Genomic DNA, 25,615 nt, shown 5'->3' with positions numbered 1-25,615 from the left:
GTCAGGGGGCGAGCGGCGGCAGCGGGCCGGTTCCGCGAATCCACGCGACATGCGCCAGTTCGGCCATTTCCTTGTCGCCACGGCTGTCGCCATAGGCGAAGAGTTTCGCGGGCGGATCGTCGCGCCACCATGCCTGGAGCCGCGCCACTTTCTCCGGCCCCCAGCAATTCCGGCCGATGAAACGGCCCGTGAAGCCGCGATCGTCGAGTTCGAGTTGCGTCGAGAGCAACGTGCCGATGCCCGCCATCTCCGACGCCCATATCCGCAGATATAACGACGGTGACGCGCTCACGAGCACGATCTCATGTCCGAGCGCCCGATGCGCGTTGACCCGCTCGATCATCTCGGGGCGGATCATCGCGGGCAGGCGCGCCGTGCAGAAGGTGCGCGCTGCGCGTTCTAGTTCGGCGCGCGGGATGCGCCGCAACGCGTGTCGCAGAAAGGCGGCCTTGGCCGTGCCGCGGTCGCACGTGCCCACGGCCATGCCGAGCATTTGCGGCCCGGCGAGCGCGCCTGCCGCCAGGAATCGTGCCATCCCGACTGTGTGAACCACGAACGCCTTCAGGCTGTCGCCCGTGGTGATGGTGCCGTCGAAATCGAATGCGGCGATGGTTCTTGCGCGTCGTGTCATCGGAAAGTGTGCTTGGTGGTCTGCCGGGCCGCGAGCGCGGCGGGCAGCGTCACGTTCATCAGTTGATCGGTGCGCGACAGCAGGTTGACGATTTCGGCTTCGAAGCCGCGCGCCTGAAGCGCGAGCAGTTCGAGTTGCTGAAACGCCTGCTGCACGATCGCGCGGCGGTCGTAAAGCGCATTGGACGCGGTCGCGTCGTTCGGCTCGCCGTCAACATCGGCAACGGCGCACAGGGCCGCAAGACCGATGCAGAGCCCTTCGCGCGCCTGCATCACGGTCTTCTGCAACGCGTCGATGCGCGCGGAGAACGACTGCAGCGAAACCTTGAGCGTCGTGAGGGCGGCGCGGTAATCCGGCTCGGGCTCGCGCACGCCAAGGTATCGGCCGGCGATGCGGTTCATCAGCCCCGGCTTCTGCGTGGCGCGATCGAGCAAGCTGGCCATGATACCGGCCGCGTCGAGGTCGGCGAAGTCGCGCGTCATGCGCGTGAGCGCTTCGACGGATTCGCCGCAAGCCCTGAGCGGCGCATCGGCGATGGATGTCGCGCTCTCCACGCTCGGCGGCATCAACTGCCGGATCGCGCGTTCGATGCGCGCCCGATGCTTCGGATACAGCTCGGGAAATCGCTGCATCGCGAGTTCGAAGCAACGGTCGAGCAGCGGGTGACCGCTTTCGCCGAAGAGCGCGCGTCCCGGTTCGCCGCGCGGCGCGGGCTTGCGCGCGCTGCGTTCGTCGAATAGTGGCGCGGCGACTTGCGGCGGTTCGGCGGGTCTCTTTTCCGGGAACCGCAGCACGCGCGGTTCCGGACGCGCGTCGCCGAAATCGAGCGGCCGGGGCTGGAAATTATCGCGTGACACGCAGGCTTCTCATACGCGAAATCAGGGGCATCGCGTCAGGCGATGCCCGTTGGCCTTATCGATCAGGCGCGGTCCACACGGCCGCCATAGGCCGCCACGAAGTCCGCGAGTCCGCGGTTGTAGCCCATGCCCACGGCCTTGAACATGAACTGCCCGTCGCGGCGATAGAAGCTGCCGACCTGCACGGCGGTTTCCATCGAAAAGTCCTCTTCGAGTGCATAGCGCGCGAGCACCTTGCCCGATTCTTCTTCGGAGATGGCGATGTAGCTGTTGCGCACTTGCCCGAAGTTTTGCTTGCGCTCCTGCGCGCGGTCGATGGTGACCACCACCGAGATTTCATTCACGGCCGCATCGAGCTTCTTCGTGTCGATGAAAAGCACTTCGTCGTCACCGCCGCCGCTGCCGGTCTGGTTGTCGCCGCTATGAATGACGCCGAGACACTCCGACGCCGACATGCCCTTGCGCGGCCATTCGTCGCCGGGCTGGAAGAACGTCGTTTGGCGGTCGAGCGTGCGGATCTCCGTGTTGTAGAAGATGAAGTGCTTCTGCGAAATCAGCTTCGGGTTGTTCTCCGCGTCGTAGTCGCAGAGAAAGACGGAGACGTCGAGATCGAAGTCGTTGCCGGTGTCGGTCGCGTTCGCGTCCCAGCCGAGCCCGACCTTGAACCGGGTCGCGTTGGGCGCTTCTTTCGACAGGTTGATGCGTCCGCCTTTGGACAGATTGATCATTGACATGATGTTGATGCTTTATCGATGAGTGGTTAGTGCGACGATGCGGCTGCCTGTTCGCGCCTTTGCACGATGATCGAGCTCACCACGGCCACGCAGATGGTGAACGCGCCGATGAGGCCGGTGACGACTTCGGGAACGTCCACCGTGACGCAAAGCATGATGACCGCGAGCGCGCCGATGGCCCAGAACGCGCCGTGTTCGAGGAAGCGATACTGCGCGAGCGTGCCTTTCTGCAGCAGGATCAGCGTCATCTGGCGGATATAGGCCGCGCCGACGCCGAGTCCCAGCGCAATGAGCAACACGTTGTTCGTCAGCGCGAACGCGCCGATGACGCCGTCGAAACTGAACGACGAATCGAGCAGTTCGAGATAGAGGAAGCCCGCGACGCCTTCGCGCACGACGCGCTCGCCGGTTTCATCACCGCCGACGAGATCGCCGATGCCGTGCGCGACGATGAACCCGATCACGCCGCCGCCGCCTGCGAAGAGAAACGACGCGCGCTCGCCTTCCGGCAATTGCAGCGACACCAGCGCGATGACGGCGAGCGTGAGCGCGGTTTCGATTGCGGTGAGGCGTCCGAGGCGCGTCAGGGGCCGCTCGATGATGGCGATCCAGTGCTCGTCCTTGTCGGTATCGAGCATGAACTTGAAGAAGACCATCAGCAGGAACGCCCCGCCGAATGCCGATACTTCGTGATGCGCGGACGTGAGGATGGCCGCGTATTGCTGCGGCGCTTCGAGCGCGAGCCTGCCGGCTTCGATGAAGCCGATATGCCCCGCGATGCACACGATCAGCAACGGAAACACGAGGCCCATGCCGAACACGGCGAGCGGCAGGCCATAGGTCATGAAGCGGTCGCGCCATTTCTGCGATCAGTTGCGAAGCACGGCTGCGTTGGCGACGGCGTTATCGAGCGAGAGCGATATTTCCAGAATGCACAGCACGGCGACGAGGATCATGTCCTTGACGCCGCCGATCGCGAGCGCGGCCACGAGCGCGATGAACGTCAGCGCGAGCGGATCTTGAAGAGTTTCATGTTGGAGCTTGAGTCGAAATGCCTGGAGGATGCGTTGAGCGCGGGTCAGGCGCGCGGTTGTTCCCTGCCGCGAACCCAGTCGCAGAATTCCTCGGTGATGAGCTGCTCGTAGATCTGCTGATCCGGTATATCGAGCGATTCGAGATGCAGAAAGCCTGCGTTCGGGAAGTCGTTCGCGAGGTCGCGAAGGAAGGTGAACTCGCGCGGATCGCCCACCCCGACGAGCGACCAGTAGATCGGGAACTTGCGCGTATCGCGCAGCAGCGTTTCGACATCCGTGCGATCGCGTGGGGTGTTTTGCCCGTCGGTCACGAAGAGCACCCACGCGGGCATCGTGCTCGCGGGCTCCGCGGGCAGCGGCGAGGGCGCAGCGCCCGGCGCGCTGAAGAGCCGCGCGAAGAAGCCGCGCTTGTCCTTCGGCTTCGCTTGCGGCGATTCCGGCGGCGCGAAGAAGAAGTTGACGATATCGGCCATGACGGGCGCGTACATCGTGCCGCCCCACTTGCGAATGCCGTTGTTTCCGAGCACGTGCTCGGTGATGTAGCTGCCATAGTTTTCGGGCGTGGCCGTCGGCAGGCGATCGAAGCCTTCGGTGAACGTCCAGGTATCGATTTCGCCGTTGTCGTCGAACTTCATCGCGATGCCGAGCATCCGGTCGTGCGTTTCCTGAATCACGCCGGAGTCGTAAAGCGGCTGTGTCGAGCCGGAAATATCGAGTGCGGCCGCGACCCGCACGATGGGCGGACGCGGCAGCCTGCGTTTGGACAGGACGATGGATACGGTTTCGCCACGGCTTGCCAGCGCGGGCTTGTGCAGATTGATGGTGCTCATCTTGGCCTTTTGGATAGGGCGTCTTTAATTCTTTGCGTCGTTGAAGCGGGCGACGAAGTCGCGTTCCAGCTGGCGCAGGCGCGGCTCGTCCGCGCGACGCCGCCGCTGTCCGTCTTCGATGATCTTCGACATTTCGTCGATTGCATCGAAGAGCTTTTGCTGCGTGTACTGGAACGTCTCGGTGGCGATCACCGGCCGTTGCCCCAGCGTGGCGACCGCGCCGGCGTTCGCGTGCAACTGGTCGGCTTGCGCGCGGAGCGCGGCGTCGGCGGCATCGAAGGTGGCGTTGACGAGATCGGCTGCTTTCTTCGTGCTCAACTGCTTGATGTAGAGCGAGAACGCATTGGTCCAGGCGGGAATCAACACCGTCTTCGCGGTGGCGAACTTCGAAATGAGCGTGCGCTTGTGGTCCTGCTCGAGTCGAATCTGCGGCGCAAGCTGTTCGGACATCAGCATGGCGCGGGACAGGTCGTCGATCTTCTGTTCCAGCGCATTCGCGCAGCGGCGCAGGTCCATCGTGCGTTGCGCGGCGAAGGCGTCGGCGGCTTCGTGCGGCTCTGCAAGCACCGCGCGATACGCTTCGAGCGATGCCTGACCGAGCGCGCGCGCGTCTTCGAACTGACGGAACGTGTCGTAGTTGTCGGCGTACATCTGGTCGAGCTCGGCGATATCGCGCTTTTGCCGGTTCGCGTTGCTTTCCAGTTCGATGACGAGCGTGCCGATGCGCTTCTCGACCGAATCGAATTGCGCGAGCAGGCGCTCTTTCGTTGAACGGAACATTGCCGCGATGCGCCCGGCGATGCCGCGCTTTCCCAGCGATGCCGGATCGAGACCCTTCGCGGTCACGATGAGTTCGTTGAGCTTCGCCCCAAACTGGTCGGCGTCGGATGCGCGCACCTCCGACAGGATGCGCTGGGACAGGCCGGCCACGCGCTCGCCGGCTTTCGCGCCGAGGCCGTGAATTTCATCCTCCGTCAGGAGTTTGGCGACGGCGGCATCGTCGCGCGAGGCCGGGGCGCGGGCCTCGCGGCTCTCGCCGAATAGTGGCTTCATCGTTCTTATCTCGTTGTTCTTTTCAGTCATGCTGATCGAACCGCGCGTAAAACGCCTCTGAATTACGCGGATAGAAGGCGGCATTGGACGATGGACGAAAGGGAATCGCAAGAGCGGAGACACTTTGAGCCAGAAATGCTGAATTGTTCGGCGGCGACGCATTGAGCAAAGTGTCACGCGTGGCGGGAGCTTTCGTTGTGGCAGCACGCATGGCATCCACCTTGCATGCCCTTGTCACTTCGCATACCCGACGACCCAGGAGCCGCTCATGTCCGTAGATTTGAAATTCCGCGCCGGCGAAGCCACCGTATTCGCCGCTCCCGGCCAGGCCACCGACGCCATGCCGGAGATCTTGATCGGCCGCGTCAACGGGCCGGTCGGCCATGCATTCGCAAACATGATGGCGCAGTCGAAAGGACATACCGCGATGTTCGCGATACGCGCGTGCAATCAGATGGTCCGCCCCGCGACGATGATCGTCCCCAAGGTCACGCTCAAGGACATGCCGGCCATCGAGCTGTTCGGCGGCGTGGTGCAGTCGGCCACCGCCGATGCCGTCGTCGATTGCCTTATCGAAGGCATCCTGCCGAAGGACCAGGCCGACGATCTGTGCATCATCAGCCTCGTGTGGATCGATCCGCGCTGCGGCGCCGACGCCAACCTCGACAAAAAGGACATGTACCGCACGAACTACGAAGCGACTAAGCTCGCCATCCAGCGCGCGATGAGCAACGAGCCGAGCGTGGAGACGCTGATCGCGAACCGGCACAGCATCAAGCACGACATGGACGACTGGAGCTGAGCGAAACAGCAATGGCGTCCTAACGGAACGAAACGGGCGGCGTCTTCGTCTCACATCCGACGAAACACCTAGGCATAATAGGCATCACCCGAGGACACCGGAACGCGCCTGCCTATGACCCGCCCCGCACTGGAATGCCGCCGCCTTCATAAAACCTTCGGTTCTGGCAGAACCATTCTCGCGGGACTGGACTTCACGCTCGGATCAAGCGAATTCATCGCGATCATGGGCGACTCGGGCGTCGGCAAGTCCACGCTGCTCAATCTCATCGCGGGCCTCGACGCGCCGGACAGCGGCGAAATCCTGATCGACGGCGTGTCCATCTCCGCCCTGAGCGACGAAGCCGCCACCCGGACGCGCCGCGAGAAACTCGGCTTCGTGTTTCAGGCGTTTCACCTGCTGCCGCATCTGACGCTCGTGCAGAACGTCGCCGTGCCGCTGCTGCTCAACGGCATGCCGCTCGCACCGGCGCACGGCATGCTCGCGGCCGTGGGCCTCTTCAATCGTCAGGACGATCTTCCGCGCCAGCTCTCGGGCGGCGAACTGCAGCGCGTGGCGATCGCGCGGGCGCTGGTGCACCGGCCGCGCCTCATACTCGCCGATGAACCCACCGGCAATCTCGACCCGCAGACCGCGCATGAAATTCTCGGCCTGCTGCGCACCGAGACGCGCGCGACCGGCGCCGCCGCGATCATGGTCACGCACTCGGAAGCGGCAGCGGCGTTTGCCGACCGCGTGCTGATTCTCGCCGATGGCGCCCTGCACGAAGCTGCATCGCTCGCGGCGTTCAACGAAGCGCGCGCACGATGACGGCGCGCCCGGCCGCTCATCGCTTGCTGTCGCGCTGGCTGCTCGGCGCGCAATGGCGCAGTCATCGCGGACGCGCGCTCGTCGCCATTCTCACCATCGCCCTCGGCGTGGGGCTCGGCTATGCGGTGCAACTCATCAACAGCGCCGCGTTCAACGAGTTCTCCGCCGCCGCGCGCAGCCTGTCGGGTCAGGCCGACCTCCAGGTGCGCGGCGTGCAGCCGTTCATCGACGAGCGCCTTTATCCGGTCCTCGCAATGCGCCCCGGCGTCGCGATGGCGAGTCCCGTGCTCGAAGTCGATGTCGCCGTGCCGAAGCAGACCGCGCCGCTCAAGGTGCTCGGCATCGACGTGTTCCGGGCGAAACGCATCGCGCCCGATCTGATCGGCGCGCCGTCGCCGCAAGCGCCGCTCGATGTGCTGTCCGACGATGCGATCTTTCTCTCGACCGCCGCGCAGCAATGGCTGCATACCGGCGTGGGCCTGCAGGTCGATCTGCAGAACGGCACGCAGCCGGTGCCGCTGCGCGTGGCGGGCGGCGTCGTGCGCGCGTTGCCGGGGCAGCGTATCGGCGTGATGGACATCGCCGCCGTGCAGTCGCGCTTCGGCATGCAGGGCCGACTGACGCGCATCGATTTGCAACTGGCGCGCGGCGTCGATCGCGAAGCGTTCCAGCGCGCGCTGCAGGACGAACTCGGCGCGCGCATCGTCGTCGGGCAGACGCGGGACATCGAGAGCCGCACGGACCGGCTCTCGCGGGCGTATCGCATCAATATGAACGTGCTGGCGCTCGTCGCGCTGTTCACGGGCGCGTTCCTCGTGTTCTCGACGCAGGCAGCGGGCGTCGTGCGCCGCCGCGCCCAGTTCGCGATGCTGCGCGTGCTCGGGATGACGCGCGGGCATCTCGTGCGGCAGATCATGGCCGAAGGCGCGCTGCTCGGCGTGGCGGGCGCGGTGCTGGGCATCGCGCTCGGCTTCGCGGTCGCGGGCATCGCACTGCGCTTTTTCGGCAGCGACCTGGGCGGCGGCTACTTCCCCGGCGTGCAGCCGCGCGTCCACTTCGAGCCTGTTTCGACGGCGATTTTTCTCGCGCTCGGCATCGGCGTGGCGCTCGCCGGCACGCTGGTTCCCGCGCTCGAAGCGGCCCGCGCGCGGCCTGCGCCGGCGCTGAAGGCGGGCAGCGAGGAAGCCGCGCTCTCGCCCCTGTCAACGCCGTGGCCCGCGCTGCTCTGTCTCGCGCTCGGCGCGGCGCTGACGCAGGCGCCGCCCATCGACGATGCGCCCTTCGCCGGCTATGCCGCTGTCGCGCTGCTGCTGATAGGCGGTATCGCGCTGATGCCGCGTCTCACCGCCATTGTGTTCGGCGCGGCCAGCGCCGCGCATGCGTGGCTGCGTGCAAAGAGCAAGCGAAGCGCGGTCGCGACGCTCGCGCTCGCCCGGCTTGCGAACGCGCCGGGGCAGGCGTCGATCGCGATGGGCGGCGTGCTGTCGAGCTTCACGCTGATCGTCGCGATGGCGATCATGGTGGCGAGCTTTCGCGTATCCGTCGAAGACTGGCTGGAGCATCTTCTCTCCGCCGATGTCTACGCGCGCGTGGCGTCGAGCGGCGACACCGGCGGCCTCACGCCGGACCAGCAAGCGCGGATTGCGGGGACGAACGGCGTGGCGCACGCGGCGTTCTCGCGCGCATCGCAGATCACGCTCGATGCATCGAAGCCGCCGGTTGCGCTGATCGCCCGCGAAATCAACGAGGCCGATCCCGGCGCGATGCTGCAGATGACCGGCGCGACGCTGCCGCCGCAATCGTGGCGTACGGACGAAACGCCGGTGTGGGCGTCCGAGGCGATGGCGGACCTGTACGGCTATCGCACGGGGCAACGGCTCACGCTGCCGGTCGGCGGCGCGAGCGAGCGTTTCGTCGTCGCGGGCATCTGGCGCGACTATGTCCGGCAGACCGGCGCGCTGCAGATTCGCCTCGGGGACTATCGGCGGCTGACCGGCGACATGGGCGCGACCGATGCGGCCATTACGCTGCGCCAGGGTGCGTCGGCCGGGCAGGTCATCGCGGCGCTGCAGAAGCTGCCGTTCGGCGATGCGCTCGAGTTCTCGCAGCCCGGCGACATTCGCGCGCGCACGCTGACCATCTTCGATCGCAGCTTCGCCGTCACGTATCTGCTCGAAGCGGTGGCGATCGTCATCGGCCTGTTCGGGGTGGCCGCGACGTTTTCGGTGCAGACGCTCGCGCGTTCGCGGGAGTTCGGCATGTTGCGGCACGTGGGCGTGACGAGGAAGCAGATCCTTGCGCTGCTTGCCTCCGAAGGCGGCCTGCTGACGGTGCTCGGCATCGCGGTCGGCTGCGTGCTCGGCTTCGCCATCAGCCTGATTCTCGTGTTCGTGGTGAACCCGCAAAGCTTCCATTGGACGATGTCGCTGCACGTGCCGTGGTCGATGCTCTTCATCATCGGCTGCGTGATGCTGGTCTCTTCGTGTACCACGGCGGTGCTGGCGGGGCGGCGCGCGGTGTCCGTGGATGCGGTGCGCGCCGTGCGGGAGGACTGGTGATGCGCGCGTTATCGATGCTGCTGCTGGCGCTTCTCTCGACGACCTCGCTCGCCGCCGAGCCACAGTTCGCGGCGGTGTCGCCGGGGCGGCCGATCGAGTGGCCGCAGGACAGCGGCGCGCATTCGGGGTATCGCACGGAATGGTGGTACGCGACCGGCTGGCTCGAGACGCCGGACCACAAGCCGCTCGGTTTTCAGATCACGTTCTTCCGCTCGAACACCGGCAAGGGGAACGGCGGGGGCGCGTTCGATCCGTCGCAGTTGATCGTCGCGCATGCCGCGCTGTCCGATCCGGCTCATGGGCGGCTCGTGCACGATCAGAACATCGCGCGGCAAGGGTTCGGCCTGGCGTACGCAAACGCGGGCAATACGGACGTCAAGCTGGATGCGTGGCGCATGGTACGCGACGCGGATGGCCGCTACGCGGTCAACGCCGACGCCGCCGGTTTTGCGTTGCATCTCGTCTTTGCGCCGACGCAGCCGCCGATGATTCAGGGCGAGGGTGGTTATTCGCGCAAGGGTCCGCAGCCGCAGCAGGCGAGCTATTACTACAGTGAGCCGCAGTTGCAGGTGAGCGGGAAGGTGACGCGGCCGTCGTCATCGGGCAAGGGCGAGACGGTCGATGTGACGGGCAGTGCGTGGCTCGATCACGAGTGGTCGAGCACTTTGCTTTCGGCGGATGCGTCGGGTTGGGACTGGCTCGGCGCGAATCTCGACGATGGCGCGGCGCTGATGGCCTTCAAGGTCCGCTCGCGCGATGGCCGCGCGGTGTGGGCGCATGCCGCGCTGCGCGGCCGCGATGGCCGCACGACGCAATACGGCCCCGGCGATGTGGAGTTCGTGCCGGAGCGCCAGTGGCGATCGCCGCGCACGAACACGGAGTATCCGGTGGCGATGACCGTGCGCGTCGGTGCGACGCGCTGGCGCCTGGCGCCGCTCATCGACGATCAGGAACTGGACTCGCGGGAATCGACGGGGGCGGTGTATTGGGAAGGTGCGGTGACGGTGACGGGAGAAGCGCAGGGGGCGGGGCGTCGGGGGCGGGGGTATCTCGAGTTGACCGGGTATGCGAAGGCGGTGGAGGCGGGGAAGCGGTGAATGATCGTGCTCTTGCGTTTTTGCTTCTCGCCGGGGCTGACGAGTCAAGGGCTCGAGGACGTGGCGCTCAGCGGGGGCGGAAGCGCATTAGCGGCGGCTGATTCACTCGATTGCTACCGATGCTTTATGGATTGGGGATATTAGGTAGCGCATTGGGCGGTTCGGAAGGATGCTGCTTTTCTTGGTTTTTCTCGCAGACTGACAACACTGACTCCGAGCGTCTTCGGGCCGCCGCCGCGCGATTTTGAATACGCCCAAGACGAGCAAAGTACCGCAATCAAAGCATCGCACGCCGCTGCACAGTGGGCCAAGGTCAGGCATCGAGCGGCTTGCCCCAACCACGCCCGTGTGCGGAACACGCAATGCTTTCACGAAAGCGCCGCCCCACTTGTCTGCAAACCGCGTCCAAAACCGCGACAATGTAGGGGTTAACCCGTCACAGAAAGCCATGTCCGACCTAACCAGCCCCCTCCGCCGCCGCAGCGACATCAATCCCAAACCGCTAGGCATAGCAGCACTGCTGCTTCTAGCCGGCGCGTGGTACCTCGCGCAAACCGCCAGCCCGCGCCAGGCCGCGCTCTACATCGTCGGAGCTTTGCTCGGCATCGCGCTTTATCACGCCGCGTTCGGCTTCACGTCTGCGTGGCGCGTCTTCATCGCCGATGGCCGCGGCGCGGGGCTCCGCGCCCAGATGCTCATGCTCGCAGTCGGTGTCGCGCTGTTCTTCCCGGCGCTCGCAGCAGGCTCCCTCTTCGGCATGCCCGTAACCGGCCTGGTATCTCCCGCAGGCACCTCGGTGATCGTCGGCGCGTTCATCTTCGGCATCGGCATGCAACTCGGCGGCGGTTGCGCATCCGGCACGCTGTACACCGTCGGCGGCGGCAGCACGCGCATGATCGTGACGCTGCTCGCGTTCATCGCCGGATCGGTGATCGCGACCGCGCATATGCCGTTCTGGACCGCGATGCCATCGCTTCAGCCGATATCGCTCGTCAAGTCGATGGGCCTCGCACCCGCGCTCGCCTTCAACTGGATTCTGTTCGCGTTGATCGCGGCACTGACCGTATTCGTCGAAAAGCGCCGGCACGGCAAGCTCGTCGCGGCGCACGTGCAGCCCGCGCATACGTCGCCGTGGCTGCACGGACCGTGGCCGCTCATCGCCGGCGCGCTCGCGCTCGCCGTGCTCAACTTCGCGACGCTCGCGCTGTCCGGACGGCCGTGGGGCGTTACATCGGCGTTTGCGCTGTGGGGCGCAAAAGCGGCAGCGGCGATGGGCGTCGATGTCGCAAGCTGGCCCTACTGGATGAGCAAGGCCAACGCCGCGACACTCGCCGCGCCGGTCTCGCATGACGTGACCTCGGTGATGGACATCGGCATCGTGCTCGGTGCGATGCTCGCCGCCGCGCTCGCCGGACGCTATGCGCCCGTGTGGCGCGTGCCGATGCGCTCGCTGATTGCCGCCATCGTCGGCGGTCTGCTGCTCGGCTATGGCGCGCGTCTCGCCTATGGATGCAACATCGGCGCCTATTTCAGCGGCATCGTGTCGGGCAGCCTGCACGGCTGGCTCTGGCTCGTCGCCGCGTTCTTCGGCAACGTGCTCGGCACGCGGCTGCGCCCCATGTTCGGGCTCGAAGTCGAGCGGCTCAAGCCCACGTCCTGCTGACCGTCACTCGCGCGGCCACCGGTTCTCGAAGACGCATTCCTCCGGTGGCCGACGCTTCGCCCAGCCTTCGGTTTCGAGCATCGGCGCGTCATAAAACCGTTCGACATGGCCGATGCACAGAATCGCGACGGGCCGCGCACCGGCCGGCATCGCCAGCAATTCGGCGATCTCACGCGGATCGAATAGCGATACCCATCCCATGCCGATGCCCTCGGCGCGCGCCGCGAGCCACATGTTCTGAATCGCGCACGCCACCGACGCGAGGTCCATCTCGGGCAACGTGCGTCGGCCGAAGACGTGCTGCTCGCGGCCATCCATCAGCGCCATCACGAGCAATTCCGCGCACTCGCGCATGCCTTCCACCTTCAGCTTCATGAACGCATCGCGACGTTCGCCGAGCGCGTCGGCGGTCAGAAGCCGCTCGCGCTCCACCGCTGCCTGAAGCTGCTGCCGAAGCTGCGCGCACGTGATGCGTACGATCCGCCACGGCTGCATGTAGCCGACGCTCGGCGCGTGCAGGGCGGCGTCGATGAGGCGCTGCATGACTTGCGGCGCGACGGCATCGCTCACGAAGTGCCGCATGTCGCGCCGCTCGGCAATCGCGCGGTAGACCGCGCTTCGTTCTGCTTCGCTGAAAGTCTCGCTGTAAGTCTCGCTGAAAGTCTCGTTCATCGTCGATAGTCGTGGAATGCGCGGCAGCGCAACTGTATCCGCATCGCGCAATCGTGCACAGCGATGCCGGGCGCGAACGTGCATCACGGTGCGGTAGACCACCATCGCGCGCGGGAAAATCGGCGAACATGCCCGATGCCGTTCGGAACACGCTCACCGTCCGCATATTCATCGACCAGGCAGGCACATGACCTTCGATCACGGCGTATTCACCGTCTCGCTCGACTTCGAACTGCTCTGGGGCGTGCGCGAGACGCGGACCATCGAAAGCTATGGAGAGAATCTGCGAGGCGGGCGGCGCGCCATTCCGCAGATGCTCAACGTCTTCGAGAATAGCGGCATTCATGCGACATGGGCGACCGTCGGCTTCATGTTTCATCGCGATGCCGCCGAACTGAAAGCAAGCCTTCCGAAAACGCGTCCGCACTACAAGCGGCCAGGAATATCGCCGTATGAATATATCGATGCCGCGCATGAACTCGATCCGCTCTATCACTTCGCGCCCGACCTGATTGCGCGCATTGCGGCACAGCCGGGGCAGGCCATCGGCACGCACACGTACTCGCACTATTACTGTCTCGAAGAGGGGCAGGGCGTGCGCGAGTTCGAGGAGGACATCGCATGCGCGGTGGACGTGGCGCGGCGCTCGGGCGTCGATATCAAGAGCATCGTGTTTCCGCGCAATCAATGCAACGATGCCTATCTCGCCGTGCTCGTTCGTCACGGCATTCTGTGTTATCGCGGGACGCAAGGCGGGCACGCCTATGCGGCATCGGACAAGGCAGGGCAAAGCCGCATGATGCGCGCGAGCCGCCTGCTCGATGCGTACGTCAACGTGTCCGGGCACAACACGCACGCGCTTGAAGACTGCTTTCGCACAGCGCCGTTCAACTTTCCTGCGAGCAGTTTCCTACGGCCTTTCAAGCGCAGGCTGGCGGTATTCGACCACTTGCGCCTCAACCGCATCAAGCATGCAATGACGCACGCCGCGATCCACAAGCGGCTGTATCACCTGTGGTGGCATCCGCATAACTTCGGACGCGATACGGCGCAGAACATCGCGTTCCTGCAGCGTATCGCGGACCACTATGTCGAACTGCGCGAGCGATACGGCTTCGTGTCGCTGAACATGGAAGAGCTATGCGCGCTCGGCGAACGCCACCACGCGGACGGCCGCGCATCGAGCGCGCTCGAAACCGCCGCCTGAACGCGACGGTATCGAGGATCGGCGTCAGCGGCGCGTTTCCTGCGACGTGGCCGGCGTGATGGAAGCGTGACCGAGCAGGAAGCGCGGCGTCTTGAATCGCACGATGCACGCGTAGAACCACACGTACGCGCCGACGAACACGATGTCCGTGGCGAACAGCACGACCGGCTCGTTCCAGAAGAACGACGCGGGCACGACGCCGACCGAGCACAGCGCCCACAGATAAGGCGATGTCCGCGCGTTGCGCCGGCCGCGCTGGCGGGCATCGCCATAATCGGCGCCGTGCAGCGCAATACGGCGATAGATCAGCGTATGAAGATGCACGCCATCCGGCTCGCTGACGGGCCGCCCGCGAACGAACTTGCGGCGGTAGATGGAGAAGATCGTCTCGAAGAGCGGGTAGATCGCCACCACGGCCGCATACCACGCCGAAACGTTCGGATGCCGCGCAATCAACAGCACGAGCAGTTCCGCCATCAGAAAGCCGATGAAGTATGCGCCGCCGTCGCCGAGAAAGATTGCCGCGCCGGGGTAGTTCCACACCGCGAAGCCGAGGATGGTGCCGATCATCGTCAACGCGACGCTCATGATGAGCCAGTCGCCGACCTGATGCGCGACATAGCCGATCGAACCGAAGATGAGTATGGCCGATACCGACGCAAGTCCGTTCATGCCGTCGATCAGATTGATGGCATTGGTCAGTCCCGACACCGTGAGCACCGTGAGGCCGATTGCAACCGGCATCAGCGCAAGCCCGCGATCGACGATAGGCAGATCGACGCGGCCGAGCACCGCGTTCAATGCATAGACCGCGCAGATCGCGCCGGCCATCGCAGCGAGCAGCCGAATGCGCGGGCTCACACGCTTGGTGATGTCCTCGATGCAGCCCGCAAGAAACGGTATCGCGGCGCAGCCTAGCAGGAGCATCGACTCGCCGGGCGGGTTGGCGTCGAATATGCCGCCTATGAAAAACGTGATTCCGGTTCCGCCCATGATCGCCACGCCGCCCACGCGCGGGACCGGGACGGTGTGCATCTTCTGTACTCCCTTCAAATCGGAATCGAGCCAGCGGGAACCGGCACGAGACGTATATTTCACGATCCAGAGGGTCAGACAAAACGATGTCAGGCAGCCGAGGGCAAGATTCAGCATTGTCGTGTGCTCATGGTCAACAGCGCGGACGGTCGATCGGAATGAGTCATGGAAACCAAGCCCGTTGAAGCAGGCCGGTGCTTCGGCCCACGAGTCCTGCGATGAAGCGACTGCACCCAGCGATATTGCGGATATGCAAATCGAGAAACGTGCGATAACCCTTTCTTATTCCCGCGTTTTTTATGATTAATCAGGGATATCCCGCTAAACGAATCACGTTGGGAGTCCGAATATCATCGCCCGACACGACTTTTCGATGGCACGTTTTTTTGTTGATGAAATGTTGGCTAGGCCGCGTATTGGTTAAGAATTGGACGCTCCTGAAAGCCTTCTTTTGTGCATTGGCGCCACTTGACACATAGCGTATGTCGATATGATGACGACGCCTTTACGTATAGCTGCTCGTCGAGGGCATCGCGAAGTCAGGCAGTCCATCGGCGAAGAACATACCGGCCCTGACGGTTACGCGCGAGATCGTCGCTCATCACGCGCGCCGGCACGCCTGCAACCGTGACGTTGGAAGGGACGTCGGCGGTCACGACACTGCCCGCGCCGATGGTCACCGAATCGCCGATCACGACGTTTTCGACAATGCATACATTCGGGCCGATATACACGTTATCCCCAATCGTCGCGGCCTGGCCGTGATTCGAGCCGATGGTCACGCCTTGCGACAGATTGCAATTCGCGCCGATAACGGCTGTTTCGTTGATCACGATATTGCCGAAGTGCCCGATGAATAGTCCCGGGCCAATGGCTGTCCCAGGCGGAATGACGATGCCGAACTGTCTCTGCTTGCGACGCAGGATGATCCTCAGGACTACGCCAAGAATTCCACGCGGTCTCGACGATGCAAGACGGAACCAGACGGAATAATTGAATCCCTCCGACGATACGAACTTTCGCACGAGCGCGCCCGCGTTCGCCGCGCCCGCATAACGGTAAAGGTCGCTTCTGATCAGATCGATCGGTTTCATCGGTAACCTAAGGAAGATGCGTTGCGCGGTAGCGTAACGGGCCGTTCATCGCGTATAAGTTTGAGAACTCACATTTCATTCGATGTACCCGAACGACGCCAAGGAGCCTGCCGCGTCATGCGAAAAAGAAGGATTGCGTTAAAGCTGATTGCCTCCGGTGCGCTGGTACAAACCCTTGCTCGAGTGCCCGTTCACGCCGCGGACATCGTGAGGTCCAGTGCGTTCGGCGTAAAGGGCGACGGGACGACCAACGACCGCCTGCGCCTTCAGGCCGCTATCGATGCAGCCGTCGGCAAGACGCTCCTGATCGAAGGACGCTGCCGAATCGACGCGAAGGGCCTCGATCTGCGCAGCGGATCGCGCGTGCGTTTCGAGCCGGGTGCGTCGATCAAACTGCTCGCCCACGATACGCCCTTTTACCAGATCATTCGCCTCTGGGACGTGACCAATGTGGTACTGGAAAACGCGATGCTCGACGGCAGCAAGGAGTTGAACGCGGCAAAGCCGAAGCGTCGCGAGGAAGGTTACGGCATGGGCATTTCCATCGCGGGCAGCACGGACGTGACCATTCGCTCGGCCACCACGACCGGCTGCTGGGGCGATGGCGTGTATATCGCCAACAGTTATCGCTCGCCTTCCGTCGCGCCCGAGGACATTCGCCTGATCGAACATCACGCGAGCGATTGCAGGCGGCAGGGCGTCTCGATCATCAGCGGCCGGAACATCGCGATAGAGCGCTGTACGTGGCAGAACATCGCGGGCACGGCGCCATCGGCGGGACTGGATATCGAGCCTAATTCGAATCGCGACGTGCTCGAGAACATCCGCGTCGTCGATCCCGTCACGCGCAATTGCCATATCGGCATTCTGGTCTTTCTCGCGGAGCTTCCCGGGCCGCTCGCGAAGCAGGTGACTATCTCGATCAGCGGTCATCGCGATGAAGGCTCGACCGACAATGCCTTCAGCGTGTCCGGTCTGGATACGAAGGGCTTCATCGTGAAAGGCCGCGTGGAGAGCCGCTCTCCGACATGGGTGGATTCGCGGCTCGCATCCGTGGAAAGCATCGACTATGACAAGCGCGGGCCGGCTATCGTCGTCACCGGATTGCGGCTGGTTCGCTAGAGCCTCACATGCTGTGGGACAGCGCACAGACTCCGCGCACGCATCGCCGCACGCTGTCCGATGCCACAATTCACGCGAGGATTCTTCGATGAGAGCAAGAGCGATGCAGGGTCGAAGCGCATCGGCCTCGCGTGTCGTGCATCGTGGGCAACATTTTCTCGCGACGCCGGGCGGATGGCTCTTCGTCACGCTCGCCGTGGTCATTCTCGTCATCATGGCGACGAGCCCGCGGCACGTTTCGGCCGTGCTCGACCAGGACAATTATCTCGAGTATTTCCGCCGAACGACGTGGGACTGGTTCGTCAGTACCTATAAGGCGCGGACGTCGACGCTCGCGTTCATCATCAGCACGGTCACCGAGGAGTTCGGCTGGCGCGCGTGGGTGGTGGGGCTCAATGCGCTCGGCTTCACGCCCGAAACCGGCGTTCGCATCACGGTCGTCATGCTCAATGCGCTGGTGTTCATCGCACTGCTCGAAGTCCGGCGGCCGCTATTGGGCCTGGTTCTCTGGGCGGTCGTGCCGATGGCGCTCGCGACGGTCGGCACTTTCCAGATCCGGCAGGGCATGGCGTTCGGCATCGCGATGCTGTTCACACTGCGCTATCACCGCCCCGTCACCGGATGGGTGCTCGCATGCTTCGTTCATACGACCTTCGCGATACCCGCGCTGCTGCTGCTGACGATCCGCCTGTGCGGCGACCGCAGGCGCCTTGCGTTCGCGAGCGCGAGCGCGATGGCCTTCGTGCTCGTCTCGTCGGCGGGCTTCCTGTTCAGGAACTTCGGGGGCAGGCGGATCGAGGAATACTCGGGTTATCAGAACGATTTCACGATCAAGCTGGTGATTCTGCTCGTCATCTACATGACGGCTTCCATCGTGTTTCTTTATTCCGAGTGGAAGAACAGGCCGGCGGCGAAATCCACCGTATGGACCGAGCTTTGCACGATGCATATCGTGCTGGTGCTTTATCTGCTGCTTGCGTTCGTGCTGTTTCCGTTCGGCAAGGGGCGTGTATGGTATTGCATCCCGCTCATGATGATTTTCATCATGCCGCAGATTCGCTTTCGAAACGCATTCTCGATATGGTGGGTAGTAGGGATAATGCTGGTGCTGTCCGCTGAAGTCATCAAGAGCTATTACGAAGGCGTGTACGCCTACTTCATCGGCAGCTAGAAGACATCGAACGATACGTCATCGACGGCATCGGCCGCCGATGACGACGCGGCTTCAGGTCTTCTCGAGCGGCGCCTTGCGCAGGCGTTTCGCACCCGTCTTGCTCGCCATCTTTTCGCCGCGAAGCACCGTGCGCAGCGCGCCGTAGTCGGCACGCATGCGTTCGATCTCATAGCGCGTGACGAGCCGTCCGCCGAAGCCCGACAGGAAGTCGAGGATGGTCGCGGTCGAGATGCCGTCGAGATCGAAGATGAGCTTCTTCTCGCGCGCGATACGCGCCGCTTCCCAGATCAGAAGACTGATTGCGCCGCCGTGTGCATCCGCGCGGCGCGACGACAGCATGTAATACACCGCACGGTCATCCCAGACCAGCGCGGTTTCGGCGACGAGCGTGCCGTTGTCGTCGAATGCGCCGAGCATCACGCCCGCATTGCGCGCGCGCACTTCGCCGAGCACGCGCCGCATGATCGTCGAGCCATAGACGTTGTTGCGCTTGCGAACGGCGAGGTTGCTGTCGTAGAAGTCAACGAAGCTATCGGGGCTCGCAATCTCTCGTATCGTGAGGCGTTCGGTCGCACGCCGCACCCAGTTGCGCGTATTGCGGCGCAGGGCCGACCACGCTTCGCTTTCCGTGCGTTCAGCTGGGATCTCCATCGTGTAGCCGATGGACACATCGTAGCCATGCAGCGAAAAGGCAATGGCCTCCGCTTCCGACATGCGCGTGTCCATCAGTTGATGAAAGTGCGCGCACGCTGGCAGCTTCGAGACGAGCTGATTCGCGATCTCCATGCGATAACACCACTCACGCTCACTGCCGCCTGCGCGTTGCGGCTTGATGACGGGACCGAGCGTGCGTGTCAGCGGCGGCAATTCACAAATGCGCCACAAGCCTTTGCGTTCCAGCATATAGGGCATTTCACCAATGACGTCATCGCCCTGTTTGACTTCGACAATGCCCCATTTGCCGTCGGTCGCTGCTTCGAGCCACCACGGTTCGTGAAAGATCGATCGTGCGGTCAGGCCTTGGGGTTTGATATTGCCCGCGACCACGGTGTTGATGTTGTCCTTCGCTTTATTCGGTTTCGCTTTCGCCGGCTTCGGCTTGGTCGCAACAGGTGAAGAGCTGACTGAATAGCATTCGTTATCCATTGTCCCTCGCAACTCGGTTCATGATGCAGTTCGCTACGCGTTTAAATCCGCGAAAGGCTTGAAACGCAGGCGTTCGCACGCAGTCAACAGCGCTCGGATGCTGGCGAAGACAGAGTGAAGAAGCGGTGTCAACGTCGTATGTCAGAAGAGGCAATGCATAAGTTTCGACGATGTCAAGCAGAGTCGTCGCGCGACTTATTACAGGAGCTTACCGGAGGGTAATTGACCACTCGCGTGCACCACTGTACGGCATCGCACGTTGCGCCGGTTGCTCCGCGATGCAAGATGCGCCAAGCGCAGGACAGCCAATGGATTGCTTGCCATACTCGTGGCGGACTTCATTCGAGCGCTGCCATCGTAACCCTTGCATCGTCGCAGAGAGATTCATGATTGCACCGGCCCAACGTATCGACATCATCAAAACGACAGAGGAATTTCGCGCGCTCGGCGACGAATGGCACGCGCTATGGCGTCGCGCCGACGGCCGGCATCACGAGTCCTTCGTGACTTGCTGGCTGAGCTGGGAGCGCGTGGCGAAGCCCATCGGACGATCGCTTCGCATCATCGCGGTGCGTCGCGGTGAGCGGCTCATTGCCGTGTGGCCGCTCGTTCGTTCGCGCAACCGGCTGTGGACCGTGCTGCGGCCATTGAGTCCGGAATCGGCTGACTATACGACCGTGCTGATCGATCCTGACCATGCTTCAGTTCAACTGATTGAATCGATCTGGCGCGCCGCGCTCGAACGTTGTCCGTCCGATATCTTCCTGCTGCCTTATCTCGATCACGACGACACGCTCTTCCGCCTCGCCATGGCGCATGACGGACTGATGACGTCGAAGGAGCATCCTTATGCCATCGCGCGTTTGTCTCGTGAGAAGGACTGGGAAAGCTTCGCGGCATCGCTCGGCACGTTGTCGGGGAAGAAGCCGGGTGCGCTGCTCAGGAAGCTCGAACGTCAGGGCCAGGTCGAGATGCGCTTTCTCGGCCCCGACGACGAAGAAGAGAACGCACGCATGATCGACTGGATGCTCGCGTGCAAGCGCAGTTGGGCCGAACGCGTCAACAAGAAGGGGGCGTGGCTCTATTCGCAGGCGTTCCGCGATTATCTCGTCGCTCTTGCGAATCATCCGGCGGACAGCGACGGCAGGCCTTACGCCCGCGTCATGGTGCTGCTGCTCGACGGCGCGCCGATCGCCGCGAACATGGTCGGCCTCGGCCGAAAAATCATGCTCGGCGTGATGGCCGGATTCGACCGGGAGCGCAGCAAGCTCGCGCCGGGTGCGATCTCGACCGAAGCGTGGGTGCGCTGGGCCGTCGAGAACAGCATGGATTTCGACCTGGGCGTCGGCTCGGAGACGTTCAAGCCGTATTGGAGCAAGGGGAATATGTCGGCAGCGTCGAGTGTTCAGATTGCGCAGTCGTCCTGGGGGCGCGTGGCATTCGCCATGAACGACGGCTTGACGAGGCTCGCGGCGATCCGGGCAGGGATGCGGCGTGGAAAGGCAGAAGTCGCGTCGGAAAAACTTTGAAGGCCCATTTTCGGGGAATAAAGCAATCCATTATGCCTGGCGACCGTTTAATACGAGCAATATAAACGGCAAGATATTCTCTTTTCTTCATACGTGAAACCCGTGGTTCGGTAGCAACGACGGCTTCATATTCGCGTCTGCGGCGATTTTATTTTAATCGTCCGATCATTATGCAAACGGTTTCCTCAATCCCCCGCCTGGCGGGGGATTGAGCGAACGTACGTTCCCGCCATTTCGACCTGTTCCCGCCCGATTGTTACATCGCGTTACGAAACGTTCCGAATTGTCATACCACGTTCTGTATCATACGGACCCGGTATCGGTATTAGATACTTTGCGCGCAAGCGTTATGAAGTAAGTTTGACCGGCATTCGCGGCCTTGCATGCTTTGGGCAACTTTTCGGCCCCGGTTAAACGCTCCGCATTCGTCCGAGTTACGGTCTCGACGGACATTCTTTTTCCCAGTCGCCTATTAATAACGTCAAGCACAATGCCCTTTTCCAGACAAAATCTTCTTTCTTCCGAGCAAATCCAGAATCCCCTTTTCACACGTCGTAAATTGCTTAACGCAATTGCCGCCTGCACCGGCGTGATGGTGCTGGCCGCATGCGGCGGCGGCAGCGCCGATGATCTCGCCGCCACCGACAAGCGCTGGCGCCGCAACTCGGCCGCCACGACAACGGCGGCATCGAGCACGGACGTCGCCTCGTCAACGCAAGCGGCGGCCACCACGGCCACGTCCGGCACGGTCGTCAACGCAAGCTCGTTCGGCGTGAAGGCCGACGGCGTCACGAACGACCGCGTCGCGCTTCAGAAGGCCATCGACGGTTCCGTCGGCAAGATCCTGCTGATCTCCGGCAAGGTGCGCATCGACTCCGCGGGCGTGGACCTGCGCTCGAATTCGCATATCCGCTTCGCAAGCGGCGCGTCGATCAAGCTGCTCGCGCACAACGCGGCGAGCTACCAGATCATGCGTATGTGGGACGTCAACAACGTGCAGATCGAGAACGCGTATCTCGACGGCAGCAAGGAGCTCAACTCCGCGACGAACGATCCGAACGATGGCGGCCAGGGCATGGGCCTTTCCATCGCCGGCGCGAGCAATGTCACCATCACGTCGCCGACGACGATCAACTGCTGGGGCGATGGCGTGTACATCGGCAATTCGTATCGCACGCGCACGACGCCGAGCAATGGCGTGACCATCACCAAGCACCTCGCGGACGGAAACCGTCGCCAGGGCGCGACGATCACGAGCGGCAGCAACATCACGTTCGATACGCCGACGTGGTCGAACACGAAGGGCACGCTGCCTTCGGCCGGACTCGACATCGAGCCGAACAACAACAACGCGGTGCTGCAGAACATCAAGATCATCAGCCCGACGACGAACAACACGCGCTACGGCATCCTGGTGTATCTCGGCATGCTGCCGGGGCCGGTGGCGAAGAACGTGTCGATCGATATCACCAACCATCACGACAATGCCGCCTATCACGTGGCGTATGCAGTGGGCGGCCTGCAACTGAACGGCTATTCGGTGACGGGTCATATCAGCAGCGACAAGCCGGTCTATCTGCACTCGGCGCTCGGCTTCAGCAAGACGGACTGGGACAATGCAGGTCCGTCGGTCGAAGTGACGAACATGACCTACACGCGTTAAGCGAAGCGGTTCATCGCCGGGCACGAGAGAGCGGCCCGCCGGCGCCGCGCTCTCGTTTGCGCAAGTGTCTTTTTCTTACAATCACCTGTACGGGGCCTCAACTTTCGGCGGAAAATGCCGAAAACTAATGGCATGGATGCTGCTCTAAGTAGTCCCGGCTGCGGGATTACCCAGCGTCGATTCGTCTGGAGAGGGAATGGACTTCGCCACTACTGTCGGCACGATAGTGTTTTTCGCTGTCGTTGCGCTCGCCTTGCTGGCGGCGGCCGATGTGCTGCTGCCTTCGCGGCGGCGGCATCGGCGCGGCAAAGGCAGCGACGAAGGCGGCGGCGAGAGATCATCCGGTCTCTGGGGCTTGCGCGGCCGCATGCACAAGTCGGACGAACTCAATCCGAAGGAAGCGGGGCACTCGTCGCGCTCGGGTCATCACAAATGACTTGCGACGTGCAAATTCTGCGGTCCTCGCAGCGCACGCGACGCACTCGCTAGCTTTGCCTCAATCCTCAGTCTGTCTGCCGATATCCGACGCAATCACGCGCTGAGTCGTTCGGCACGCGATGCGCGCAACGCATTCGCCGTACGGACGTACGTCTCTTCATAGCGGCGCCAGCTCGTTTCGATCGAGAAAACACGTTCGATTCGCTCGCGAGCGGCCAGCCCCAGTCTCGACCGTTCGTTCGCGGGCATCGTCAACATGGTGATGAGCGCGCGCGCCAGTGCGTCCGCGTCTTCAGGCGGCGCGATCAACCCCGTGTCGCCGATAAGCCATGCGGTGTCGCCCACGTCCGTGGCCACGCAAGGCACGCGGCAGGCCATCGCTTCGCCTACGACCGTGGGCAGTCCTTCGCTGCGCGACGACAGGCAGAACACATCGAGCCCGGCGAGCATCGTCTCCGGATGGCGCAGCGCGCCGAGCAGACGCCCCGCATGCGCGATACCCGCGTCATCCAGCAGCGCCATGAGCGCGCGATTGCCGGCATCCAGCCCACGGCCCGCCATCACGAAGCGGCACTCGGGCAGCACGTCGAGCACGCGGCGCATCGCCGCGATGAAGTTCGGATAGTCCTTTACCGCGTGGTATCGCCCGACGATGCCGATCACCGGCGCAGCCGCATCGAAGCCGAGCTCGCGGCGCAAGGCGTCGCGCGCATCGGGCATCGGCCTGAAGACATCCAGTTCGAAACCGTTGGGGATCACGGTCATCTTTGCAGCGCAGTATCCGCCTTCCACGTGCGATCGCAACGCCGCTTCGCCGCAGCACACGATGGAGTCGGGCACGCGCGCGGATAACAGCGCGCACGCCTTCGTGACCCAGCGCGTCATGCGGCTGCTGCCGGCCGAACGCAGGTCCGTGTGATGAATGCCCCACACGAGCGCGGGACGCGGCGCGCGCGAGCCGCGCAGACGTCGCCATGCGTTTGCGGCATGCAGCGCGAGGCCGCCCATCAGATCGCCGTGATAAAGCCAGCTCTGCACGATATCGGGATCGAGCTCGTCGAGCCAGCGCACGAGCGTCGCGAACTTCGCCGGTCCCGGTGCGCCGCGCCGCATGCCGAGAATGCGCACTTCGGCGCCGGCTTCGCGGATGCGCGCAGCGAGCGTGTCCTCCGACGACAGCGAGATGACCGTGTGCCGCACGCCGCTTTCACGCGACGCGCGTATCAGCCGGTACAGCAGCATTTCCGCGCCATCCGCGGGCAGCGCGGTGATGACATGAACGATCTTCACGGCGCGATGCCGACGGATGAAGGCGCGGCCTGGCGCACCGGCGCAAGCGTCTGATACACGCCGAGCGTCTTGTCGATGACGATCGCTTCGTCGAACTCGCGCAGCGCCTTGTCGCGTGCGGCGAGGCCGAGCTTGCGTGCGAGCGCGCGATCGTCGTCGATCAGGCGCATTGCATCGGCGAGTGCGACGGCATCGCGCACCGGCACGATCAGTCCATCTTCGCCGTTCACGCTGACGACTTCGCGGCAACCGGGCGCGTCGGTGGTGATGAGCGGCAGCGCACACGCGGCAGCTTCGATCAGCGATTTCGGCAAGCCCTCGCGATAGCTCGGCAGCACCATGACGTCGGTGTCGGCGAGCAGCGCGGGCATGTCGCTGACGTGGCCGCGCCATTCGACCAGTCCTTCGGAGACCCAACCTTCTATCGTCGCGCGATCGATGGAGGCGGGATTCCCCGCATCCGGCATTCCCGCGAGGATGAAGCGGATCGTGCGGCCTTCGCGCTTCAATGCGCGCGCCGCGTCGATGAATTCGGCGATGCCCTTGTCCCACAGCATGCGCGCGGCAAGCAACGCACGTAGCGGCTCGCGCGACAGCGGGGCATCGCCGGGACGCGCCTTGAAGCGTGCGCAATTCACGCCGGAACCTTTGATGAGATGAACGGCGGTGTCGTCGAACGAGACGCGCTTTCCTGAACATCTGCACATCGTCGGGATTCTGCAGGATGAGCGCGCAACCGTCGCCGTCGAGCGCGAGCCGCAATACGCGGCGAACGACCGGGCGCAACAGCCGCGCCTTGATATCGCGGCTCGTGAACACGTAACCCAGTCCCGCGACCGAGTTCACGCGCGCCGGCACGCCCGCGAGCTTGGCGCCGAGCGAGCCGTACACCGCGCTCTTGATGGTGAAGCCATGCACCAGCGTCGCGCGTTCCTCACGAAACAATCGCGCGAGCCACAAGACGAGATTCAGTTCGCGAAGCGGATTGAGGCTGCGGCGAATCATCGGCACGGCATGCCAGCGAAAGCCGAGTTCCCGCAGACGCGGCCCGTATTCGCCGGGCGGCGATATCAGCACGACTTCGTGACCCATGTCGCGCAAGCGATACGCGAGCGACAGGCGAAAGTTGTAGAGATACCAGTCGGTGTTGGCAAAGAGGATGACTTTGTTCATGGC

Annotated in this window: 22 protein-coding genes and 2 pseudogenes; 11 read left to right on the top strand and 13 right to left on the bottom strand. The window is 63.6% G+C overall.

The window, feature by feature from the left end; genetic code table 11:
- Position 1: 1 nt before the first annotated feature.
- From P9255_RS09320 to P9255_RS09295, 6 genes and pseudogenes are all read right to left on the bottom strand, one after another.
- A complete protein-coding gene (locus tag P9255_RS09320) occupies positions 2–631 on the bottom strand; it encodes an HAD-IB family hydrolase (RefSeq protein ID WP_309767277.1) in 630 nt (209 codons plus the stop codon).
- On the bottom strand, positions 628–1,488 hold the full coding sequence (locus P9255_RS09315) for a hypothetical protein (protein WP_309789402.1): 861 nt from the start codon (positions 1,486–1,488) through the stop codon (positions 628–630). Before P9255_RS09315 ends, P9255_RS09320 begins: the two co-directional genes overlap by 4 nt.
- A 62-nt stretch (positions 1,489–1,550) precedes the next feature.
- Positions 1,551–2,216 carry a TerD family protein gene (locus P9255_RS09310; RefSeq protein ID WP_309768208.1) on the bottom strand — a complete coding sequence of 222 codons (666 nt, stop codon included), beginning with the start codon at positions 2,214–2,216 and terminating at the stop codon, positions 1,551–1,553.
- Positions 2,217–2,248: 32 nt separating this feature from the next.
- Positions 2,249–3,286 (bottom strand): annotated as a pseudogene (locus P9255_RS09305) (DUF475 domain-containing protein).
- A 14-nt stretch (positions 3,287–3,300) separates the two neighbouring features.
- Entirely contained in the window at positions 3,301–4,086 is a 786-nt protein-coding gene (locus P9255_RS09300; protein ID WP_309789401.1) for a VWA domain-containing protein, read from the bottom strand.
- Between the two features lie 24 nt (positions 4,087–4,110).
- Positions 4,111–5,139: a toxic anion resistance protein gene (locus P9255_RS09295; RefSeq protein ID WP_309767281.1), complete on the bottom strand. Its 1,029-nt coding sequence runs from the start codon at positions 5,137–5,139 to the stop codon at positions 4,111–4,113.
- A gap of 268 nt (positions 5,140–5,407) precedes the next feature.
- Between P9255_RS09295 and fae the strand changes: the two genes are divergently transcribed.
- From fae to P9255_RS09270, 5 genes are all read left to right on the top strand, one after another.
- A complete protein-coding gene (gene fae / locus P9255_RS09290; RefSeq protein WP_309789400.1) occupies positions 5,408–5,941 on the top strand; it encodes a formaldehyde-activating enzyme in 534 nt (177 codons plus the stop codon).
- Between the two features lie 114 nt (positions 5,942–6,055).
- Entirely contained in the window at positions 6,056–6,751 is a 696-nt protein-coding gene (locus P9255_RS09285; RefSeq protein ID WP_309789398.1) for an ABC transporter ATP-binding protein, read from the top strand.
- The gene (locus P9255_RS09280; RefSeq protein WP_309789397.1) at positions 6,748–9,309 is read left to right on the top strand and encodes an FtsX-like permease family protein; all 2,562 of its coding nucleotides are present in this window, start codon (positions 6,748–6,750) and stop codon (positions 9,307–9,309) included. The genes P9255_RS09285 and P9255_RS09280 overlap by 4 nt, the downstream gene beginning before the upstream one ends.
- Complete coding sequence (locus P9255_RS09275) at positions 9,309–10,406, top strand: carotenoid 1,2-hydratase (RefSeq protein ID WP_309789396.1); 1,098 nt, start codon at positions 9,309–9,311, stop codon at positions 10,404–10,406. Before P9255_RS09280 ends, P9255_RS09275 begins: the two co-directional genes overlap by 1 nt.
- A gap of 448 nt (positions 10,407–10,854) precedes the next feature.
- Entirely contained in the window at positions 10,855–12,069 is a 1,215-nt protein-coding gene (locus P9255_RS09270) for a YeeE/YedE family protein (RefSeq protein WP_309767287.1), read from the top strand.
- A 3-nt stretch (positions 12,070–12,072) separates the two neighbouring features.
- Here the strand turns inward: P9255_RS09270 and bluB are convergent, their stop codons facing one another.
- Positions 12,073–12,741 carry a 5,6-dimethylbenzimidazole synthase gene (bluB, locus tag P9255_RS09265; protein ID WP_309767288.1) on the bottom strand — a complete coding sequence of 223 codons (669 nt, stop codon included), beginning with the start codon at positions 12,739–12,741 and terminating at the stop codon, positions 12,073–12,075.
- 187 nt (positions 12,742–12,928) lie between these two features.
- Between bluB and P9255_RS09260 the strand changes: the two genes are divergently transcribed.
- Complete coding sequence (locus P9255_RS09260; protein ID WP_309767290.1) at positions 12,929–13,948, top strand: polysaccharide deacetylase family protein; 1,020 nt, start codon at positions 12,929–12,931, stop codon at positions 13,946–13,948.
- Between the two features lie 24 nt (positions 13,949–13,972).
- Here the strand turns inward: P9255_RS09260 and P9255_RS09255 are convergent, their stop codons facing one another.
- Positions 13,973–15,100, bottom strand: a complete 1,128-nt coding sequence (locus tag P9255_RS09255; protein WP_309767291.1) for a glycosyltransferase — start codon at positions 15,098–15,100, stop codon at positions 13,973–13,975.
- 422 nt (positions 15,101–15,522) lie between these two features.
- Positions 15,523–16,077 (bottom strand): DapH/DapD/GlmU-related protein, encoded by a 555-nt coding sequence (locus tag P9255_RS09250; protein ID WP_309767292.1) that lies wholly within the window; start codon positions 16,075–16,077, stop codon positions 15,523–15,525.
- A gap of 207 nt (positions 16,078–16,284) precedes the next feature.
- Between P9255_RS09250 and P9255_RS09245 the strand changes: the two genes are divergently transcribed.
- Complete coding sequence (locus P9255_RS09245) at positions 16,285–17,199, top strand: right-handed parallel beta-helix repeat-containing protein (RefSeq protein ID WP_309767294.1); 915 nt, start codon at positions 16,285–16,287, stop codon at positions 17,197–17,199.
- Between the two features lie 88 nt (positions 17,200–17,287).
- Positions 17,288–18,370 (top strand): hypothetical protein, encoded by a 1,083-nt coding sequence (locus P9255_RS09240; protein WP_309767296.1) that lies wholly within the window; start codon positions 17,288–17,290, stop codon positions 18,368–18,370.
- 54 nt (positions 18,371–18,424) lie between these two features.
- Here P9255_RS09240 and P9255_RS09235 read toward each other — a convergent pair whose 3' ends face one another.
- The gene (locus P9255_RS09235) at positions 18,425–19,519 is read right to left on the bottom strand and encodes a GNAT family N-acetyltransferase (RefSeq protein WP_309767298.1); all 1,095 of its coding nucleotides are present in this window, start codon (positions 19,517–19,519) and stop codon (positions 18,425–18,427) included.
- Positions 19,520–19,905: 386 nt separating this feature from the next.
- Between P9255_RS09235 and P9255_RS09230 the strand changes: the two genes are divergently transcribed.
- The 3 genes from P9255_RS09230 to P9255_RS09220 all read left to right on the top strand — a co-directional run bounded on the left by P9255_RS09230 (position 19,906) and on the right by P9255_RS09220 (position 23,147).
- Positions 19,906–21,048 (top strand): GNAT family N-acetyltransferase, encoded by a 1,143-nt coding sequence (locus P9255_RS09230; RefSeq protein ID WP_309789395.1) that lies wholly within the window; start codon positions 19,906–19,908, stop codon positions 21,046–21,048.
- 559 nt (positions 21,049–21,607) lie between these two features.
- Positions 21,608–22,711 (top strand): right-handed parallel beta-helix repeat-containing protein, encoded by a 1,104-nt coding sequence (locus tag P9255_RS09225; RefSeq protein ID WP_309767302.1) that lies wholly within the window; start codon positions 21,608–21,610, stop codon positions 22,709–22,711.
- Positions 22,712–22,907: 196 nt separating this feature from the next.
- Positions 22,908–23,147 carry a hypothetical protein gene (locus P9255_RS09220; RefSeq protein WP_309767304.1) on the top strand — a complete coding sequence of 80 codons (240 nt, stop codon included), beginning with the start codon at positions 22,908–22,910 and terminating at the stop codon, positions 23,145–23,147.
- A gap of 95 nt (positions 23,148–23,242) precedes the next feature.
- On the opposite strand, the gene P9255_RS09215 is transcribed toward P9255_RS09220, so the two are convergent.
- The 3 genes and pseudogenes from P9255_RS09215 to P9255_RS09205 form a co-directional block, all read right to left on the bottom strand.
- Positions 23,243–24,439: a glycosyltransferase gene (locus P9255_RS09215; RefSeq protein WP_309767306.1), complete on the bottom strand. Its 1,197-nt coding sequence runs from the start codon at positions 24,437–24,439 to the stop codon at positions 23,243–23,245.
- Positions 24,436–25,077 (bottom strand): glycosyltransferase, encoded by a 642-nt coding sequence (locus P9255_RS09210; RefSeq protein WP_309789394.1) that lies wholly within the window; start codon positions 25,075–25,077, stop codon positions 24,436–24,438. The genes P9255_RS09215 and P9255_RS09210 overlap by 4 nt, the downstream gene beginning before the upstream one ends.
- Before the next feature lie 172 nt (positions 25,078–25,249).
- Positions 25,250–25,612, bottom strand: a pseudogene (locus P9255_RS09205) (glycosyltransferase); the annotation flags it as partial.
- Between the last annotated feature and the right edge of the window lie 3 nt (positions 25,613–25,615).

The sequence above is a fragment of the Caballeronia sp. LZ019 genome (genome assembly GCF_031450825.1).
Lineage (GTDB): Bacteria > Pseudomonadota > Gammaproteobacteria > Burkholderiales > Burkholderiaceae > Caballeronia.
Note: the sequence above shows the minus strand (reverse complement) of the source record. Positions and strands in the feature narration are given on the sequence as shown.

Coding starts and splice junctions, on each gene's coding strand:
- P9255_RS09300 (WP_309789401.1), bottom strand. CDS start 4,086: ATGAGCACCATCAATCTGCACAAGCCCGCGCTGGCAAGCCGTGGCGAA.
- P9255_RS09310 (WP_309768208.1), bottom strand. CDS start 2,216: ATGATCAATCTGTCCAAAGGCGGACGCATCAACCTGTCGAAAGAAGCG.
- bluB (WP_309767288.1), bottom strand. CDS start 12,741: ATGAACGAGACTTTCAGCGAGACTTACAGCGAGACTTTCAGCGAAGCA.
- P9255_RS09260 (WP_309767290.1), top strand. CDS start 12,929: ATGACCTTCGATCACGGCGTATTCACCGTCTCGCTCGACTTCGAACTG.
- P9255_RS09220 (WP_309767304.1), top strand. CDS start 22,908: ATGGACTTCGCCACTACTGTCGGCACGATAGTGTTTTTCGCTGTCGTT.
- P9255_RS09230 (WP_309789395.1), top strand. CDS start 19,906: ATGATTGCACCGGCCCAACGTATCGACATCATCAAAACGACAGAGGAA.
- P9255_RS09235 (WP_309767298.1), bottom strand. CDS start 19,519: ATGGATAACGAATGCTATTCAGTCAGCTCTTCACCTGTTGCGACCAAG.
- P9255_RS09255 (WP_309767291.1), bottom strand. CDS start 15,100: ATGCTGAATCTTGCCCTCGGCTGCCTGACATCGTTTTGTCTGACCCTC.
- P9255_RS09275 (WP_309789396.1), top strand. CDS start 9,309: ATGCGCGCGTTATCGATGCTGCTGCTGGCGCTTCTCTCGACGACCTCG.
- P9255_RS09285 (WP_309789398.1), top strand. CDS start 6,056: ATGACCCGCCCCGCACTGGAATGCCGCCGCCTTCATAAAACCTTCGGT.
- P9255_RS09250 (WP_309767292.1), bottom strand. CDS start 16,077: ATGAAACCGATCGATCTGATCAGAAGCGACCTTTACCGTTATGCGGGC.
- P9255_RS09240 (WP_309767296.1), top strand. CDS start 17,288: ATGAGAGCAAGAGCGATGCAGGGTCGAAGCGCATCGGCCTCGCGTGTC.
- P9255_RS09320 (WP_309767277.1), bottom strand. CDS start 631: ATGACACGACGCGCAAGAACCATCGCCGCATTCGATTTCGACGGCACC.
- P9255_RS09295 (WP_309767281.1), bottom strand. CDS start 5,139: ATGAAGCCACTATTCGGCGAGAGCCGCGAGGCCCGCGCCCCGGCCTCG.
- P9255_RS09280 (WP_309789397.1), top strand. CDS start 6,748: ATGACGGCGCGCCCGGCCGCTCATCGCTTGCTGTCGCGCTGGCTGCTC.
- fae (WP_309789400.1), top strand. CDS start 5,408: ATGTCCGTAGATTTGAAATTCCGCGCCGGCGAAGCCACCGTATTCGCC.
- P9255_RS09270 (WP_309767287.1), top strand. CDS start 10,855: ATGTCCGACCTAACCAGCCCCCTCCGCCGCCGCAGCGACATCAATCCC.